The 16,729-nt window shown below is 70.0% G+C and carries 16 protein-coding genes and 2 pseudogenes; 7 read left to right on the plus strand and 11 right to left on the minus strand.

The features are described from left to right. Positions 1–11 precede the first annotated feature (11 nt). The 4 genes from FBY35_RS06395 to FBY35_RS06410 form a co-directional block, all read right to left on the minus strand. On the minus strand, positions 12–1,193 hold the full coding sequence (locus FBY35_RS06395; protein WP_142212847.1) for an ROK family transcriptional regulator: 1,182 nt from the start codon (positions 1,191–1,193) through the stop codon (positions 12–14). 248 nt (positions 1,194–1,441) lie between these two features. Next, positions 1,442–1,888, minus strand: coding sequence for a PaaI family thioesterase (locus tag FBY35_RS06400; RefSeq protein ID WP_142212848.1), 447 nt, complete (start codon positions 1,886–1,888; stop codon positions 1,442–1,444). A gap of 233 nt (positions 1,889–2,121) precedes the next feature. Then, the gene (locus tag FBY35_RS06405; RefSeq protein WP_142212849.1) at positions 2,122–2,598 is read right to left on the minus strand and encodes an NUDIX domain-containing protein; all 477 of its coding nucleotides are present in this window, start codon (positions 2,596–2,598) and stop codon (positions 2,122–2,124) included. A 19-nt stretch (positions 2,599–2,617) separates the two neighbouring features. Next, positions 2,618–3,556, minus strand: a complete 939-nt coding sequence (locus FBY35_RS06410; protein WP_142212850.1) for a beta-ketoacyl-ACP synthase III — start codon at positions 3,554–3,556, stop codon at positions 2,618–2,620. Positions 3,557–3,834: 278 nt separating this feature from the next. Between FBY35_RS06410 and fdhD the strand changes: the two genes are divergently transcribed. Beyond that, the gene (gene fdhD / locus FBY35_RS06415) at positions 3,835–4,698 is read left to right on the plus strand and encodes a formate dehydrogenase accessory sulfurtransferase FdhD (protein WP_142214929.1); all 864 of its coding nucleotides are present in this window, start codon (positions 3,835–3,837) and stop codon (positions 4,696–4,698) included. A 172-nt stretch (positions 4,699–4,870) separates the two neighbouring features. Here the strand turns inward: fdhD and FBY35_RS06420 are convergent, their stop codons facing one another. The 3 genes from FBY35_RS06420 to FBY35_RS06430 form a co-directional block, all read right to left on the minus strand. Beyond that, positions 4,871–6,232 carry a PP2C family protein-serine/threonine phosphatase gene (locus FBY35_RS06420; RefSeq protein ID WP_260848535.1) on the minus strand — a complete coding sequence of 454 codons (1,362 nt, stop codon included), beginning with the start codon at positions 6,230–6,232 and terminating at the stop codon, positions 4,871–4,873. A gap of 48 nt (positions 6,233–6,280) precedes the next feature. Next, positions 6,281–6,700, minus strand: coding sequence for a (2Fe-2S) ferredoxin domain-containing protein (locus FBY35_RS06425; protein ID WP_142212852.1), 420 nt, complete (start codon positions 6,698–6,700; stop codon positions 6,281–6,283). Positions 6,701–7,144: 444 nt separating this feature from the next. Beyond that, on the minus strand, positions 7,145–8,221 hold the full coding sequence (locus FBY35_RS06430; RefSeq protein ID WP_142214930.1) for a bile acid:sodium symporter family protein: 1,077 nt from the start codon (positions 8,219–8,221) through the stop codon (positions 7,145–7,147). A gap of 123 nt (positions 8,222–8,344) precedes the next feature. On the opposite strand from FBY35_RS06430, the gene FBY35_RS06435 reads away from it, so the two are divergent. Both FBY35_RS06435 and FBY35_RS06440 read left to right on the plus strand, forming a co-directional pair. Next, positions 8,345–9,220, plus strand: coding sequence for a LysR substrate-binding domain-containing protein (locus tag FBY35_RS06435; protein WP_142212853.1), 876 nt, complete (start codon positions 8,345–8,347; stop codon positions 9,218–9,220). Between the two features lie 356 nt (positions 9,221–9,576). Then, positions 9,577–11,376 carry a long-chain fatty acid--CoA ligase gene (locus FBY35_RS06440; RefSeq protein ID WP_142212854.1) on the plus strand — a complete coding sequence of 600 codons (1,800 nt, stop codon included), beginning with the start codon at positions 9,577–9,579 and terminating at the stop codon, positions 11,374–11,376. A 188-nt stretch (positions 11,377–11,564) separates the two neighbouring features. Here the strand turns inward: FBY35_RS06440 and FBY35_RS36970 are convergent. The 3 genes and pseudogenes from FBY35_RS36970 to FBY35_RS36975 form a co-directional block, all read right to left on the minus strand. After that, a pseudogene (locus FBY35_RS36970) lies at positions 11,565–11,924 on the minus strand (glycosyl hydrolase family 28-related protein); the annotation flags it as partial. Then, positions 11,831–12,607, minus strand: coding sequence for a heparin lyase I family protein (locus tag FBY35_RS06450; protein WP_142212855.1), 777 nt, complete (start codon positions 12,605–12,607; stop codon positions 11,831–11,833). The pseudogene FBY35_RS36970 and the gene FBY35_RS06450, both read right to left, overlap by 94 nt. Positions 12,608–12,613: 6 nt before the next feature. Then, positions 12,614–12,757 (minus strand): annotated as a pseudogene (locus FBY35_RS36975) (glycoside hydrolase family 88 protein); the annotation flags it as partial. A gap of 192 nt (positions 12,758–12,949) precedes the next feature. Between FBY35_RS36975 and FBY35_RS06460 the strand changes: the two are divergent. The 4 genes from FBY35_RS06460 to FBY35_RS06475 all read left to right on the plus strand — a co-directional run bounded on the left by FBY35_RS06460 (position 12,950) and on the right by FBY35_RS06475 (position 15,749). Then, positions 12,950–13,792: an aldo/keto reductase gene (locus tag FBY35_RS06460; protein WP_142212856.1), complete on the plus strand. Its 843-nt coding sequence runs from the start codon at positions 12,950–12,952 to the stop codon at positions 13,790–13,792. 162 nt (positions 13,793–13,954) lie between these two features. Further along, positions 13,955–14,695, plus strand: coding sequence for an SDR family NAD(P)-dependent oxidoreductase (locus FBY35_RS06465; protein ID WP_142212857.1), 741 nt, complete (start codon positions 13,955–13,957; stop codon positions 14,693–14,695). An 8-nt stretch (positions 14,696–14,703) separates the two neighbouring features. Beyond that, positions 14,704–15,228 (plus strand): NUDIX domain-containing protein, encoded by a 525-nt coding sequence (locus tag FBY35_RS06470; RefSeq protein WP_142214931.1) that lies wholly within the window; start codon positions 14,704–14,706, stop codon positions 15,226–15,228. A 104-nt stretch (positions 15,229–15,332) separates the two neighbouring features. Then, positions 15,333–15,749, plus strand: coding sequence for a hypothetical protein (locus FBY35_RS06475; protein WP_142212858.1), 417 nt, complete (start codon positions 15,333–15,335; stop codon positions 15,747–15,749). An 83-nt stretch (positions 15,750–15,832) separates the two neighbouring features. On the opposite strand, the gene FBY35_RS06480 is transcribed toward FBY35_RS06475, so the two are convergent. Next, the gene (locus tag FBY35_RS06480; RefSeq protein ID WP_142212859.1) at positions 15,833–16,705 is read right to left on the minus strand and encodes a trans-aconitate 2-methyltransferase; all 873 of its coding nucleotides are present in this window, start codon (positions 16,703–16,705) and stop codon (positions 15,833–15,835) included. Positions 16,706–16,729 lie beyond the last annotated feature (24 nt).

Below are 16,729 nucleotides of genomic sequence, written 5' to 3' on the forward strand. Positions count from 1 at the left end.
ATAGGGGCGGATCAGGCCGGTGAGAACAGGTGGTCGCTGATGAGCCGGGCCGCGCCGATCACTCCGGCGGTCGGCCCCAACTCGCCCAGGACGATGGGGAGATTGCCGGTTGCCAGGGGCAGCGACTGGCGGTAGACCTGGGTGCGCACGCTCGCCAGGAGCGTATGGCCGAGGCCGGTCACCCCGCCGCCGATGACCACGAGCCCCGGGTTGAAGAAACTGACCAGTCCGGCGATGACCTGGCCGACGCGGTTGCCGCCCTCACGGATGAGTTCGAGCGAGGTGGTGTCTCCCGCGGCAGCGGCGGCCGCGACGTCGATCGCCGTGAGCCGGCCCGCCCCCTCCAGCCTGGCGGCGAGCTCGTCCGACCGGCCGGTGCGGGCCGCATCCTCGGCGTCCCGGGCGAGCGCGGCACCGCTGAAGTAGGCCTCCAGGCAGCCCTTGTTCCCGCAGGCGCAGCCGCGGCCGTCGGGTTCGACCTGGATATGGCCGATGTCGCCGGCGCTGCCCGTCGTACCGCGGTAGACCTCGCCGCCGACGACGATGCCGCAGCCGATGCCCGTGCCGATCTTGATGCAGAGGAAGTCGCCCACGGAGCGCGCGACGCCCGCGTGCTGCTCCCCCATCGCCATCAGGTTCACATCGTTGTCGACCATGACCGGGCAGCCGAGTTCCTGGCTGAGCGCCTCGCGGACGGGGAAGCCGTCCCATCCGGGCATGATCGGCGGCGCGACCGGCACGCCTTCCGGGAAACGGACCGGCCCGGGGACGCCGATGCCCGCGCCGTCAAAGCCCTCGGCCAGTCCGGATGCCTTGAGCTTCGCCGCCATCGACAGCACCTGCTCGAAGACGGCGACCGGGCCCTCGCGGACATCCATGGGGTGGTTGAGGTGGCCGAGCACTTCGAGCTCGGCGCTGGTGACGGCCACGTCGACGGAGGTGGCGCCGATGTCGACGCCGAGGAAGCGCAGCGCGGGGGCGAGCCGGATGTTGTGGGAGCGACGCCCGCCGCGGGATGCGGCGAGACCGTCCGCGACGACGAGCCCGGTCTCGAGCAGCCGGTCGACCTCGACGGCGAGCTTGGAACGGGACAGATCCACCTGGTCGCCCAGCTGGGCACGGGAGTTGGGCCCGCCGTCGCGCAATAGCCGGAGCAGTCGCGCCTGGTGCGCGTTCGCGGGTCGAGCCGTCATGCGTCTCACGTGCCCCTCCCCGCCGATTCGGCCGCGTTCGTTGTTCTTTCGAGGGGAACGTAGCAGCGCTTTGCCCAACTGGGAAGAACTTGCGCGGGGTTCGGGTGCAACTTTCCCCACACTCGGGACAAAGATCTGATCGCCGTCGATCGAGTCCTGGAGACTCAGGACGGAGGCGGGAGCCGAGGCCGTTCCGGGCGTGGGCCGAGGCACACGCCTCGGCCTTCGCCTGAACGGGCGTTGCTCGCCTACGACCCCTGACGAACGGTCTGGATTCGCGCGGTCGCGGTCGCCACAGCCACCGGCCTGCCGTCAGGACCTATGAGCTCACCGGCGAGAAAGCAGACATCCTTGCCGCGCTGCACAATCCGCCCCCGCCCCGTGAGCCGGCCGGGGCGGGCAGGGCGGAGGAACTGGACATGAAGATCGACAGTCGGCGCGAACTGGTTCTCCGGCAGCGTCGCGACCAGCGCCGGGCCCAGAGTGTCATCGAGCATCGCGGCCAAGAACCCGCCCTGGATCACACCGACAGGGTTCGCGAACTGATCGCCCGCCAAAAACGCGACCTCGATCGTCCCCTGCTCCGGATCCACCTCCACCAGCTCCCAGCCGAGAAGCACCGCCGCAGGTGGCGGTGGGACCCGCCCCGCCTGCACATCCCAGAACAAGCCGCGCCTATGCGTATCCATCTCCATGAGGCACATTGAACAGGCAGCAACTGACAGCCCCCCGGCAGCTGCCTCGTGCCTACGCGTGGGCACGGTTCTCTGCGGCAGTCCTGCGGACAACATCCCGGTCCCCCGCCCGGCCATCGACGGCTACCGGCCTCCCCGACCCGCCCCGCGCGACGCGCCGCGGCCCGCCTCGCGCCGCGCGCACGGGGTGGATCGTCAGAAGCCCGCCGAGCCCCGCCACGGCGCAATCCGCGTCACGTCCGGCCGGATTCGAGCAGCTCTTCCAGCCGGTCGATGAAGACCCGCTGGCCCGTCACCAGCTTCTCCCTGGCCTCGTCCAGGCCGAACCACTCCGCCCGGTCGATCTCCGGGAACTCCTGGATACGGCCGGAGCCCCGCGGCCATTCCATGGTGAAAGTTCCGGGCACCACGAGGTCCGTGTCGAGGTCGCCCTCCAGCACCCACGCGGTGACAATCTTTCCGCTGGTCTGGCGGGCATCACCGAGCGGCTGCCACTCACCCTCGGGCGGCGCCAGGCCCAGTTCCTCCTCGAACTCCCGCCGGGCGGCGGCCATCGGCTCCTCCTCCGGGAGGTACTCCCCCTTCGGCACGGACCATGCCGCGGTGTCACGCCCCTGCCAGAACGGCCCTCCCATATGGCCGAGGAGCACCTCGATGCCAGGACTCCGCCTGCGATACAGCAGCAGGCCCGCGCTTCGCTTCGCCACCATGCCGTTCAGTGTGCCCCGCTCACGGGCAGCGGATGACCTGACCCGCGTACGAGAGGTTGCCGCCGAAGCCGAAGAGCAGCACCGGGTCGCCCGACTCGATCTCCCCGCGCTCGACGAGTTTGGAGAACGCCATGGGGATCGAGGCGGCGGAGGTGTTCCCGGACTCCACCACATCGCGGGCGATGACGGCGTTGACCGCGCCGATCTTCTGGGCGACAGGCTCGATGATCCGGAGGTTCGCCTGGTGGAGGACGACCGCAGCCAGTTCCTCGGGGGTGACGCCCGCCCGCTCGCAGACCTTGCGGGCGATGGGCGGGAGCTGGGTGGTGGCCCAGCGGTAGACGGACTGGCCCTCCTGCGCGAAACGGGACGGGGTGCCCTCGATCCGTACGGCGTGGCCCATCTCGGGCACCGAGCCCCACAGCACCGGTCCGATCTCCGGTTCCGCGCTCGTCTCGATGACTGCCGCGCCTGCGCCATCGCCGACGAGCACGCAGGTGGAGCGGTCGCTCCAGTCGACGATGTCCGCCATCTTGTCGGCGCCGATGACCAGTGCGCGGGTGGCGGCTCCGGCACGTACGGCATGGTCGGCCGTGGCGAGCGCGTGGGTGAAGCCGGCGCAGACGACATTGAGGTCCATGACGGCGGGCGAGCCCATGCCGAGGCGGGCTGCGACGCGGGCGGCCATGTTGGGCGAGCGGTCGATCGCGGTGGAGGTGGCGACCAGTACAAGGTCAATGTCGGCGGGCGTGAGACCGGCGGAGGCGAGCGCCTTCGCGGCGGCGTGCGCGGCCAGCTCGTCGACCGGCTCGTCGGGTCCCCCCACATGCCGGGTCTCGATCCCGACGCGGCTGCGGATCCACTCGTCGCTGGTGTCGACCACCTTCGCCAGGTCGGCGTTGGTGAGCACCTTTGCGGGCTGGTAGTGGCCGAGCGCGACGATGCGTGAGCCGGTCATGAGCGGTTCCCCCTGGGTGCGGACAGTGGAATCACCCAGTCTTGGCGGCTACCACCCGGTACGACGGCAGGTGATCCCACAGGATTCGGGGGCCGGAATTTGGAGCCTTCCGAAGGGTGCTGAGTCGCTTGACTGCCGGGAACGGCCACGAAAAGTCCGGCGCCGAGCGCGTCCAGCAGGAAGTGCGGCACCAGGAACTGCTCACCCCGCTTGTGCAGGAGAATGAGATCGTCCAGGTCACCTCGCCGCACGACCGTACAGAATCGGAATTGATCGCCATGGGACGGGTCACCGAGCGCCGCCGCACCATCCGCATCAGGGACGGCGCTGTCTCGTCCCGCCCGGACACCCTCGTGGCCGAGGAGCCGCTGGAGATCCGTCTCAACGGCAAACCGCTCGCCATCACCATGCGCACCCCGGGCGACGACTTCGCACTCGCCGCGGGTTTCCTGGTCAGCGAGGGTGTGCTCGGGTCCGCGGACGAGTTGCAGTCGATCGTGTACTGCGCCGGGGCCGCGGTGGGGGCACCCCCAGCGGTAGCTGGGGGAGGCACCAACACCTACAACGTGGTGGACGTGCAGCTCGCGTCCGGTGTGCCCGTGCCCGACATCACCCTTGAGCGCAACGTCTACACCGCGTCCTCCTGCGGTCTGTGCGGCAAGGCCAGCCTCGACGCCGTACGCACCACGGCCCGCTTCCCGATCGCCGACACTCCCCCGCTCCGCGTCGAGCCCTCACTGCTCGCCGGCCTCCCCGACCGGCTGCGGGCAGCACAGCGGGTCTTCGACCGGACCGGGGGTCTGCACGCGGCGGCGCTGTTCTCCGAGGAGGGCGAGCTGCTCGACATACGGGAGGACGTCGGCCGGCACAACGCCGTCGACAAACTCGTCGGCCGGGCCCTCCAGGACGGGAGGCTGCCGCTGTCCCGGGTGATCCTGCTGGTGTCGGGGCGGGCATCGTTCGAGCTGGCGCAGAAGGCGGTCATGGCCGGAATCCCGGTGCTGGCCGCTGTCTCCGCGCCGTCCTCGCTCGCCGTCGACCTGGCCGCCGAAACGGGCCTGACCCTGGTCGGTTTTCTGCGCGGCGCCAATATGAACGTCTACGCGGGCGACGAGCGGATCGCCCTGGGCACCGGGGTCTGAGGCGCCCGCGCCGCACGGGATGAGGACCCGGCCGATGGGGAGCGCCCAGGCCGGGTCCTTCCGTATGTTCGTCGTCAGCGGTGCGGTAACGGCGACGGCTGAGCGAAGAGTTCGTGAATGCGGGTGGCTGGATTGGGTCGTTCGAGCCGGGCGGGCCGTGGGCGTGCTGACCTCAGTCGGAGGTGGCGGTGGCCGACTCGGGGCTTTCGTGACGTGGAGGGATACGGACGGCGATGAGTGCCACATCGTCATTGCTGGCCTCTGCGAGGCCGCTGAGCAATTCGTCGCAGAAGGACTCGAGGGGTTCCTGGGCGAGAGCGGCGGCGTGCTGGCGCAGCCGGGCACCGCCGCGGTCGAGGTCTTCTGCACGTCGTTCGATGAGGCCGTCGGTGTAGAACAGGACGGTCGAGTTCCACGGCAGGACTTCGGTGGCGTCAGAGCGTCGCTGGGTGGGTTCCACCCCCAGCAGCATGCTGCGGCCCTCGGTCAGGAATCGCGTGTCACCTTCCGCGGTGATCAACAGCGGAGTGGGATGGCCGGCGGCGGCGTACTGCAGCTTCCACGGCTGGGCCTCGGCGGGCTTCTCCACCAGTGCGTAGATGCAGGTCAGGGTCCGGTGAGGGTAGAGAATGCCGATGGCCGCGTCCAGTCGGCCCAGGATCTTGCCCGGTGGCTCTTTACGGTCGGCGGCGATGCCGCGCAGCATGTTGCGCATATGGCTCATGGCCACGGTGGCTTGCAGGTCGTGGCCTGCGACGTCCCCGATGATGAGGGTCATGGCACCGCCGGGCAGCACGAACGAGTCGTACCAGTCGCCACCGACCTGGTTGGTGGCCAGTGCGGGCTGGTAGCGGGCGGCCAACTCGAGAGGGCCGTCGATGGGCAGATCGGGCAGCAGGGAGCGTTGGATGCGCTCCCCTGTGTGCTGTACCTCGCCATGCAAACGTGCGTTCTCGACAGCGAGCGCGACGCGGTGGGCCAGGTCCTCCGCCAGCGGAAGACTGTCCTCTCCCAGCCCGCCGGTGGCCTCTGTGCGAGCCAGGGTGAGGGCGCCCAGCACCTGGCGGCGGGCCCGCAGCGGTGCGATCACCACCGTGTCGGCTCCCAGGTGGTCGAACAGTTCCAGCTCCCTGGCATGCAGTGGATCGGCCGCGCCCGCAGGGGCGGTGAACGTCGTGACGAGCAGTGGCCCGGCACCGCGCAGCGCTCGGGCCACCGAGGCGGCCGATTTCTCGGCGGGTGGCAGCTCACCCTCGTACAGCCCCGGTGACAGCAGATCCGGCTCACGGTGCTCGACCACCTGGCGGCACAGGCGGCCGCGTTCGTCGAGCAGATCCACCGCGCACCAGTCCGCGAGACCCGGAACCACCGTGCGGCACAGGCGTCGCAGACCCTCGTCGATGTCGAGGGTGCTGGCCAGCGCTTCAGAGGCGTTGGTCAGCAGCGTCAGCCGGTCCAGGGCATGCTGCACTGCCCGGTCCACGTCATGGACGGCCTCGGTTCGCTCGTCGTGGCTGTGCGGCTTCGAAGCCATGCGCGTGCACCTCTTCCGGGGGCCTGACTCCATGCTGCAACGCAGGGGTCAGGCACGGCGCGAGGTGCGGGCGCGGCGGCGGGTTTCCGCCGGGGCCGGGATCGTCTGAAGTTCGAGCGTGGCCGGGAGTTCCGCGAGGCCGGGGCCGCCGGCCCGTGCCCAGGCCAGGACGTCGTCCGTCGCGTCGTCGTCGAGCGCCCAGCCGATCCAGGCGGCGCGGGCCCCTCGGCGACGGCCCTCCGTGGAGGGCTGGACCACGATCACATTCGCCTGGCCGCAGGGGCCGAGGCATTCGCTCGTACGCACCGCGAGCCGCCCGCCGGAGTCCGCGGCTGCGGCGCGCAGCCGCGCCAACTGGCCCTCGTGGTCGGTACCGGGGTTCTTGCCGGGGTCGCCGCAGCAGCACCCGCGGCATACGACCAGGGTGCAGGGGCGGGAGCCGTAGGGGCGGATCGCGTACGTCGTCACGTGGCGATCTTGTCAGTCAGGGAGGGGGGCGGGGGCTGGGGGTACGGGGTTGTCCGGTGCGGAGGGTGGCCGTCTGGGGTGCGGGGTGCCCGGTGCCGCGGAGGTGGGCGCCCGGGTCCGCTCCGGGGTGGAGCCGGGACTGCATGATTTACGGCGCGTCTCTGCCATGCCGTTGAGAGCGGGCGTCCCCGCGCCACACATCACGCTCTACGTCCCGACCCCACCCGCTCCGCGGCCCCTTGCCGGGCTCGGCAGTTGGTCGCGCCGCGAAGCCGACCGCCGGGCCACGTACGTGGGTGCCAGGCTGCGCCGCGAAGCCGGCGCTTGGGGGATGCCGGGGCGCCAGCCCCCACTTTCCCTTGCACCTTGAGGGTCTGGGGGCTTGCCCTCAGTCCCTTGAAGGGGCGGGGGTGGGATCAGCCGCGCCGCGCCGCCGCCGCGCAGTCAAGGGGTTCGGGGCGCAGCCCCGGTTTCGGGATGGGGGTACCTCCCACGGCCGCCAGGCCGTAGGGGGAGGGCGGGGTGGGGGAAAGGCACCGCGGTCACCGCCGCGTCCCGCGCCCGGCGCTTCGCCAGCACCGCGCACACCATCAGCTGCATCTGGTGGAAAAGCATCAACGGCAGTACCGCCACACTCGCCTGCGCCCCGAACAGCACGCTCGCCATCGGCAGCCCCGCCGCCAGGCTCTTCTTCGAGCCCGCGAACTGGATCGTGATCCGGTCCTCCCGGCCGAAGCCGAGCCGCTTCGCGCCGTACCAGGTCAGCGCGAGCATCGCCGCAAGTAGCAGCGCCTCGACCAGGAGCAGCGCGCCCAGGCGCAGGGGCGTCACCTGGTGCCAGACGCCGGCGACCATGCCTTCACTGAAGGCCGTGTAGACGACGAGCAGGATCGCGGCCCGGTCGACATGGCCGAGCGCCTGCTTGTGGCGGATCAGGAAGCCACCGATCCACCGCCTGAGCAACTGCCCTGCCAGGAACGGCACCAGCAGTTGCAGGACGATCTTCACGAGGGCGTCCGCGGAGAAGCCGCCCCCGGTGCCGCCGAGCAGGAGGGCCGCGAGGAGCGGGGTCAGGACGATGCCCGCGAGGCTGGAGAAGGAGCCCGCGCAGATCGCCGCGGGGACGTTGCCGCGGGCGATGGACGTGAAGGCGATCGAGGACTGGATCGTCGACGGGACGAGGCAGAGGAAGAGCAGGCCGCTGTAGAGCTGTGGGGTGAGCACGAGCGGTTCGAGGCCTCGGGCGGCGAGACCGAGGAGCGGGAAGGCCAGGAAGGTCGCGCCGAGGACCGTCAGGTGGAGTCGCCAGTGCCGCAGGCCGTCGAGGGCCTCGCGCGTGGACAGTCGCGCGCCGTACAGGAAGAAGAGCAGGGCGACCGCTCCGGTCGACGCTCCCCCAGCGATTTCAGCCGCTCCTCCCGACGCCGGGAGCAGCGCCGCGAGGGCGACCGTCCCGAGCAGCGCCAGGATGTACGGGTCGAACGGCAGCCAGGACGGCAGCTGCAACGTGCGGCGGCTCATGTACTCCACTTGCTCTCGGTCCGGGGTGTTCTTCTCCATGCTCCTCCCGATGGAGGTGATCGGGAATCCCGTATACCGCTCTGACTGTCATCACGGATCACGATGACGCGTTAACCTCGGAAGGTGTACGACCCGGCTCAGCTGCGTACCTTCCTCGCCGTCGCCCAGACCCTGAGTTTCACCCAGGCCGCCCGTCGGCTCGGTCTGCGTCAGTCGACGGTGAGCCAGCATGTGCGGCGGCTGGAGGACGCGACCGGGCGCCCGTTGTTCACGCGGGACACGCACAGCGTGGAGCTCACCGAGGACGGCGAGGCGATGCTCGGTTTCGCCCGGACGATCCTTCAGGCACACGAGCGCGCGTCCGCGTTCTTCGCGGGAACGCGGCTGCGCGGGCGGCTGCGTTTCGGGGTGTCGGAGGACTTCGTACTGACACGGCTCCCGGAGATCCTTCAGGCGTTCCGGCGCGATCACCCGGGGGTCGATCTGGAGCTGACGGTCGAGCTGTCGGGCACCTTGCACGAGCGGCTGGAGGCGGGCCGGCTCGATCTCGTGCTGGCCAAGCGACGCGCGGGTGACACGCATGGCGAGCTGGTCTGGCAGGACACGCTGACCTGGATCGGCGCCCCGCAGTTGCGGCTGGATCCGGACCGCCCGGTGCCGTTGATCGTCTTTCCGCCGCCGGGGATCACGCGTGCCCGGGCGCTGGAGGTCCTTGAGGCCGACGGCCGCGCCTGGCACATCACCTGTACGAGTACGAGTCTGAGCGGACTGATCGCCGCCGCGCGGGCCGGGCTCGGCGTGATGGCCCACACCCGCGGGCTGATTCCGCCCGGCCTGGTTCCGGTTCCGGCCCGTGCGGGTCTGCCCGAGCTCGGCGATGTGGACTTCGTCCTGCTGCACGGCCGCCGCGCGGGAGCGGGCCGCGAGGCGCGGGGCGCGGCGGACGCTCTGGCGGCGTCGATCCTCGCGGGCGGGGACCGGCTGCACCGCGGGCGGTGACAGCGGGCTCACCAGGGCGGCGGTGTCGTGATCTTCGGTACGATCGCGATCGCCCGGCTCACCACACAGGCGGCGCAGGCGACACAGGTTCAGACCAAGGCTCGTATCCGTAGAGCGACGGTGATCGCACCGTACAGATTCGGTGGAGATTCCCGTCCGGCGTACTTACCGGGCGGTCAGAATGGCGCAGGAGCCTGCACCATGTTGCCGGACATCTGCGCCTGACCTGTGGTGATGCCATTTCGTCCACAGTTCGTGAAGCCTCTCCCGCCCCGCCGCAGTGTGGGGTACCGTCACGGCGCTGTGCGGGGAGCGCCACGAGGAGCAGGCCATTGCGCGAGTTCACTGTCCCACCCATGGCCGCGGCGCCTCAGGTAGGCGGACTTGCGGACGCGGTCTTCGACCATGCCGAGGACGATCCCCAGCGGGTCGCCCTCGGTCGCAAGGACGCGGCGGGCACCTGGCAGGACATGAGCTCCGCGCAGTTCCGCGACGAGGTGCTGGCCCTGTCCAAGGGGCTGCTCGCGCACGGCGTGCGGTTCGGGGACCGCGTCGCGATCATGTGCCGTACGCGCTACGAGTGGACGCTCTTCGACTTCGCGCTGTGGACCGTCGGCGCCCAGTCGGTGCCCGTCTACCCCACCTCCTCCGCCGAGCAGGTCTTCTGGATGCTGCACGACTCCGAGGTCTCGGCCTGCATGGTCGAGCACGAGGACCACGCCATGACCATCGGCTCGGTGATCGACCGGCTGCCTCAGCTGAAACGGCTGTGGCAGCTGGACGCCGGGGCCGTCGCCGAACTGATGGAGGCGGGCGTGCACATCGACGACGAGGTGGTCCACCGGCACAGACGTGCGGTCACTCCCGACTCGATCGCCACCGTCATCTACACCTCCGGCACCACCGGCCGCCCCAAGGGCTGTGTGATCACCCACGCCAACTTCATGTTCGAAACCGACACCCTGATCCAGCGCTGGGAGCCGGTCTTCCACTCCAAACCCGGCGACGAGGCCTCGACCCTGCTCTTTCTGCCACTCGCCCATGTCTTCGGGCGGATGGTCGAGATCGCGGCGGTGCGCGGCCGGGTCAAGCTCGGCCATCAGCCGGTGCTGCAGGCGAGCGCGCTGCTGCCGGACCTGGCGGCGTTCCGGCCGACGTTCATCCTGGCCGTGCCGTACATCTTCGAGAAGGTCTTCAACGCCGCGCGCCGCAGGGCGGAGGCCGACGGGAAGACGGGCCCGTTCGACAAGGCCGTCGAGGTCGCGGTGCGATACGCGGAAGCCATGGAGCACCGTGCCTTCGGGCTCGGCCCGGGACCGTCGGCGGGGCTGCGCATGCAGCACCAGTTCTTCGAGAAGGTCGTGTACGGGAAGGTCCGCGACGCGATGGGCGGCCGGGTACGGCACGCGATGTCCGGCGGCTCCGGCATGAACCGGCGGCTCGGGCTCTTCTTCGAGGGCGCGGGCGTCACCGTCTTCGAGGGGTACGGGCTCACCGAGTCGACCGCGGCGGCAACAGCGAACCCGCCGGAGCGCACGCGCTACGGCACGGTCGGCCAGCCGATCCCCGGCACCACGGTGCACATCGCCGAGGACGGCGAGGTGTGGCTGCACGGAGCGCACATCTTCGGCGGTTATCTCGGCGACCCGAAGTCCACCGACGCCGTGCTGAACGACGGCTGGCTGGCCACGGGCGACCTCGGGGCACTCGACGAGGACGGCTACCTGACCATCACCGGCCGCAAGAAGGAAATCCTGGTGACCTCGGGCGGCAAGAGTGTCTCGCCCGTGGGTCTGGAGGAGCGGGTGCGCAACCATCCCCTGGTGGCGCAGTGCATCGTCGTCGGCAACGACCGTCCGTACATCGCCGCGCTGGTCACCGTGGACCAGGAGGCCGTCGACCACTGGCTCGCCATGCAGAACAAGGCGCCACTGCCGCCCGCCGAGCTGGTGCGCGACCCGGAACTGGAGATGGAGATCCGCCGGGCCGTGGTGGCCGCCAACACCCTGGTGTCCAAGGCCGAGTCGATCCGTACGTTCCGGATCCTGGCACACCCCTTCAGCGAGGAGCACGGGCTGCTCACCCCCTCGCTGAAGCTCAAGCGGAAGGCGATCGAGGCGGCGTACTCGGTCGAGGTGGACGCGCTGTACGAGTGAGGTGAACTGCCCGGCGTGGAGCAGCAGTTCCACGCCGGGCAGCGGACCCGCTGTCCAGGCCGATGCCGTCCGTCCTCGCTGAGCAAGGGCTGGCGCGGGTGTTCCAGATCGGCGCGGGCGGGGCCCTGGAGGCTGAGTGCGCCGAGGAGCAGCGCGCCCCCAAGCACCGGCCGGGCGAAGTAGGTTCCCGAGGGGAAGCGGACGACTCCCCCGCCCGACGCGTTGGCGGCGGTGATGGCCTTGTTGATGGCCGCGGTGTCGTTGGTGGAGCCGTTGCCCACCGCTCCGTGGTCACGGACGTTGAATCCGGCCGCGCCGGGTGCGGGTGCCGTAGCGGCCGCGAGCTGCGGCGTTTGGGGCCGGGCTCCCGCCGGGGGGGCGACGCCCAGCGCCAGCGCGAAGCCCAGTAAGGCGGTGGCTGCGGTTCTCCGTAAGCGCTTCTTGGTCGTCCTCCTCAGACGAGCTGGTAGCCGCGCAGATTGGTGAGGAGCATGTGACAGTTCTGAAGCGAGCCCGAACTGTCGCCGAGGGAGCGGTAGATGCCCCACTTGGGGCGCACCCGGTCCGCGAGGAAGGTGTCGACGCCCGACTTCGACTTGTCGACCACCGTCGTGCCGCCGCTCTTGAGGACCCAGCGGACCGAACCCGACGTACCGCTGCCGATCTTGATCTGGAAGTCGACATCGGTCCACTTGTTGTGCAGCGGCTCCAGGTTCGTCCGGCCGACGAGGACATCGCCCTCGATGACCCTGAGCTCGATGGTCTGTACGCCGTTGACGCGGCGCAGCGACTGCACGACGATCGGCGACGATCCGGTGCCGGGCTGCTTCATCTGCATGATGTGCGTGAAGCTCGTGGTCGCCTTCAGCGTGCTGGGGATGTACATCGAGTACGTGACGCGCCAGGTCTGGCCGGACTTCCATTGGAGGTAGGAGCTGCCGTTGCGGCAGCCGGTGACCTCGTGGCGCTGTCGGTCCCTCATGGTGTCCCGGTCCACCGTGTGCATGGTGAACCGGAAGTGGTCCCCCTCGGCGGCGATGTGCGGCGCGCCCGCCGGGTGGGAGCCCGCCCGGTCGTCCTCGATCGTCTCGAAAGCCTTGAGCCTGTCGCGGCTCGCCGACGGCGACCAGCGCAGCTGCCAGGAGGCGGCGCTGGCGGGGAGGGCGGGCATGCCGACCGCGGCGGCACCGCCCAGCGCGGCGCCCAGGACGGTTCTTCTGGTGGGGGTCATCTGCTGTCACCTGGCCCGGAGTTGATCGTTCATGATGAGAAAGGCGCCGAGACCGTGGAAGCCATTGGTCTTCCGGTCGCGGTTGATGCTGTAGTCCCCGACATTCGTCCCGAGGGAGATGTCGGTGAGATTGGTGCGGCCGTCGCCGCCGGTCTCGTCCGTTCACATGAGTGTCCGACGTTCAGCTATGTGCCATAGGGTTGCGTCTTGGTGAGGCGTGGTCAATGGTCCGGACCGATAAGGTCGGATCTGTATCAGGCCAACTTCGGCGTCGGGAATGCGTCCCCCAAGGTGGTCGTTGACCATGGGAGTACCAACCGACGACGTAAGGATCGACCGCTCGTGAGCAAGGTCCCCACCCTCACCCTCAACAATGGCGTCGCGATGCCGCAGCTCGGCTTCGGTGTCTGGCAGGTACCCGACGACGAGGCGGCGAAGGCGGTTGGCACGGCTCTGGAAGCCGGCTACCGCAGCATCGACACAGCGGCCATCTACGAGAACGAAGAGGGCACCGGACGTGCCGTGGCCGCATCCGGGATCGCCCGCGACGAACTGTTCATCACGACGAAGCTGTGGAACAGCTCGTCCGAGAAATGGACGCGTGACGCCGTCCTGCGTGAATTCGACGCCTCGCTGAAGAAGCTGGGCCTCGACCACGTCGACCTCTACCTGATCCACTGGCCGCGCGCGATGCGCGAGGACTACCTCACGATCTGGAAGACGTTCACCGAGATCGAGCAGAGCGGCCGAGCGAAGGCGGTCGGTGTCTCCAACTTCAAGGCGCCGCAGCTCAGTCGCCTCATCGAGGACTCCGGCGTCGTCCCGGCCGTCAACCAGGTCGAGCTGCACCCGCAGCTCCAGCAGGCGGAGCTGCGCGCCTTCCACGCCGAGCACGGCATCCGCACCGAGGCATGGTCCCCGCTGGGCCAGGGCAAGGGCCTCCTCGAAGTCCCGACGGTCGTCGCCATCGCGCAGAAGCACGACAGGACGTCCGCCCAGGTGGTGCTGCGCTGGCACCTGCAGACGGGGAACGTGGTCATTCCCAAGTCGGTCACTCCGTCGCGTATCGCCGAGAACTTCGATGTGTTCGGCTTCGAGCTGGACGACGAGGACATGCAGGCCATGGCGGCCCTGGACGAGGGCAGGCGGCTGGGCCCCGACCCGGACGGCTTCGACTGGAACTGACGTCCCCGATCAACGCAAGGGGCGCGCCCCGGTTGCCGAACAGCGGCCGGGGGCACGCCCGTTGGCGGCCAGGGCAGGGGTCGGCTCCCGCCGACGGACCCCCTGATGAGATACGACTTGCTGTCGAACCACGCACTGAGCAGCGAGTACAGGAGGCGGCACGTGTCACGTCCGGTCACCATCGTCACAGGAGGCAGCCGGGGTATCGGCGCAGCGACATGCGTCCGGCTGGCGGCCGACGGCCACGACCTGGCCCTGGCGTACGTCAGCAACAGTGCCGCGGCGGACGAGGTCGCCACCGCTGTACGTGCGGCCGGCGCCCGCTGCGTCACGGTGAAGGCGGACACATCCGACGAGGCCGACGTGGAGCGGGTGTTCGACACCGCCGCGCGCGAACTCGGCCCGGTGACAGGCCTGGTCAACAATGCCGGAGTGACCGGCCCGCTCGGCAGACTCACCGACACCCGCACCTCGGACCTGCGCCGCGTGGTCGAGGTGAACCTCCTGGGCTACCTGCTGTGCTGTCGGCGGGCCGCCCGCGACATGGCGGCGCTCGGCTCCGGCGCCATCGTCAACATCTCCTCCGCGGCCGCGACGCTGGGCAGCCCCGGCGAGTACGTTCACTACGCCGCGACCAAGGCGGCCACCGACGCCCTGACCGTAGGACTGGCCAAGGAGCTCGGCGCGGACGGCATCCGGGTCAACGCGGTCGCGCCCGGAGTCATCTACACAGACATGCACGCCACCATGGGCGACCCCGACCGCCCCGCCAAAGCGGCCGCCACGATCCCACTCGGCCGCCCGGGCGAACCGGAGGAAATCGCCGCGGCGGTCGCCTGGCTGATGTCGCCGGAAGCCTCGTACACGACGGGCACGGTTGTGAGGGTCTCGGGCGGCCGGTGACCGACATCGTGTCCGAACTGGTGGATCGCGTGGACGAGCGGGACCGCGAGCTGGGCGTGGTCGACCGAGGTGACGCCATCCGCAATCGGTGGCTGCACCGGGTGGCGACCGTCGTGTGCCGCGACGCTTCGGGCCGGATCCTCATGCACCGGCGACCGGCGAACACCTCGCGCTTCCCGGGCCAGTACAACTGGCTGCTCGGCGGAGCGGTGGAAGCGGGCGAGTCCTACGCGGAAGCCGCCGCAAGGGAACTCGCCGAAGAAGCCGGGATACGAGCCCCGGTCCGGTTCGCCTTCAAGTTCCTCTGTCAGGGCGTGATCAGCCCGTACTGGCTCGGTGTGCACGAGGCCGTGATCGAGGGCGAGGTGAGGCCGGATCCACGGGAGATCGCGTGGTACGACTGGCTGCCCGAACCCGCGCTGCGGGAGGCACTGGATCAGTGGCCTTTCGTTCCCGACTGCCGAGACGCTTTCGCAAGGTACACCGCACCGCCCGGACGGCTGCCTTCCAGCGGGGATGCGATTGCTCCGTAATGCAACCAAAGGCCGCTCCGCGGCGAGCGCGTCGATTCCTCATATTTACGCCCCATATGCCTAGGGTTGGTGCTCCGCAGTCCCCTTCCCCCTGGAGAGATCCAATGGAGCGTTTCAAACGTGCGTCGGTGACCGGAATCGCGACAGCCGCCGTGCTGGCCGGTTCGGTCGGAGTGGCCATGGCCGTCGTCTCCCCCGCGCCAACCGCGACGGGCACCGGCCGTGACAACGCGAGACCGGCCCACGAAGTCCCGACGCTGACGGCGAGAGCCACGACCGACGGCGTCCAGGCCTGGCAGGAGTTCCGGGTGTACGGCAAGGCCAAGAATCTGCCTCCGGGGACCCGGGTGACGCTGCAGCAGAAGCAGAACGGCAGGTGGGTCACCCTGCCCGCCTCCATGAACCTCACGCACCGGTCGACCTACAAGATGCGGGTCTACCTCGGTCTCAAGGGCCGCAACACGCTCCGGATCGTCGGCGGAGGCACCGTTTCGCCGCCCCTCAAGGTGCGGGTGCACTGAGTCCCCACGGCTCGAACGACAAGCGAAGCCCTCGCCGCCGTCAGGCGTCCGGCGAGGGCTTCGCCCACCCCTCTCGTCCTGAATCAGTCCCGGCGTGCCGTGTGCACCGTGCGCGCGGTGAGGAAGTAGGCGTCCGGGCGGTGAAGCAGGCCCTGCGGGTCCTCCGGGTCCAGCAGCCGGTCGAGCACGGCGACATCCTCCGCCGCCAGCCGTCCCTCCAGCAGCTTGCGCTGCCAGGCAAGGCCCGTGACCAGATGTTCGCGTACGGCCTCGGGCGCCGGCGCGGGGATGTCGAGCAGGAACGAACGCGTCCCGCTCGGCGTGAGGCCCGCCGCGCCCATCAGCGCCCGCCAGTCCTCGACCTCGTCCTTCGCTCCGGGCAGCCCGGCCCGCATCTCGTTGAACCACTCGCTCTGGGCCGCGTCCAGCCTGCTCTCCAGCCCCGGCCTGCCGATGCCGATGTCGCGCGGCAGATGACGCATGGGCAGTCCGCCCTCCGCGATCGCGATCAGCCCGCCCGGACGCAGCAGCCGGGCGAAGCCGCCGAGCGCGGCGCGCTGGTCGCCGATGTGGTGCAGCGAATTGCCCGCCCAGATCAGATCCGCCTCGCCCAACTCTTCGATGCCGTCGGGGAGTTCGGCGTGGCGGGTACGGACACGGTCGCCGAGCCCGGCGCGCTCGGCGCGGGCGCGGGCCCGTTCGAGCAGCGGCTCGGTGGCGTCGACTGCCACCACTTCCGCGTACGGGAACGCTTCGGCGAAGAGCAGGGTCATGACTCCCGGCCCGCTGCCGATGTCCAGGATCCGCCGGACCCCGGCAGCCGGCACCAACTCGCCGAGCCAGGCCGTCGCCTGCTCGTACAGCGGGCCCTGGAACTGCGCGTTGCGCTCGAGCAGCCCGCTCATCTCGTCCCAGTCGATCTGCGTCGTGTCGTGATTGTCGTGGTGATGACTCATACACCCAGCGTCGCGCCACGGTGC

Source organism: Streptomyces sp. SLBN-118 (assembly GCF_006715635.1).
Lineage (GTDB): Bacteria > Actinomycetota > Actinomycetes > Streptomycetales > Streptomycetaceae > Streptomyces.

Coding starts and splice junctions, on each gene's coding strand:
- FBY35_RS06395 (WP_142212847.1), bottom strand. CDS start 1,193: ATGACGGCTCGACCCGCGAACGCGCACCAGGCGCGACTGCTCCGGCTA.
- fdhD (WP_142214929.1), top strand. CDS start 3,835: ATGGGACGGGTCACCGAGCGCCGCCGCACCATCCGCATCAGGGACGGC.
- FBY35_RS06440 (WP_142212854.1), top strand. CDS start 9,577: ATGGCCGCGGCGCCTCAGGTAGGCGGACTTGCGGACGCGGTCTTCGAC.
- FBY35_RS06430 (WP_142214930.1), bottom strand. CDS start 8,221: ATGAGCCGCCGCACGTTGCAGCTGCCGTCCTGGCTGCCGTTCGACCCG.
- FBY35_RS06450 (WP_142212855.1), bottom strand. CDS start 12,607: ATGACCCCCACCAGAAGAACCGTCCTGGGCGCCGCGCTGGGCGGTGCC.
- FBY35_RS06405 (WP_142212849.1), bottom strand. CDS start 2,598: ATGGTGGCGAAGCGAAGCGCGGGCCTGCTGCTGTATCGCAGGCGGAGT.
- FBY35_RS06480 (WP_142212859.1), bottom strand. CDS start 16,705: ATGAGTCATCACCACGACAATCACGACACGACGCAGATCGACTGGGAC.
- FBY35_RS06420 (WP_260848535.1), bottom strand. CDS start 6,232: ATGGCTTCGAAGCCGCACAGCCACGACGAGCGAACCGAGGCCGTCCAT.
- FBY35_RS06410 (WP_142212850.1), bottom strand. CDS start 3,556: ATGACCGGCTCACGCATCGTCGCGCTCGGCCACTACCAGCCCGCAAAG.
- FBY35_RS06475 (WP_142212858.1), top strand. CDS start 15,333: ATGGAGCGTTTCAAACGTGCGTCGGTGACCGGAATCGCGACAGCCGCC.
- FBY35_RS06400 (WP_142212848.1), bottom strand. CDS start 1,888: ATGGAGATGGATACGCATAGGCGCGGCTTGTTCTGGGATGTGCAGGCG.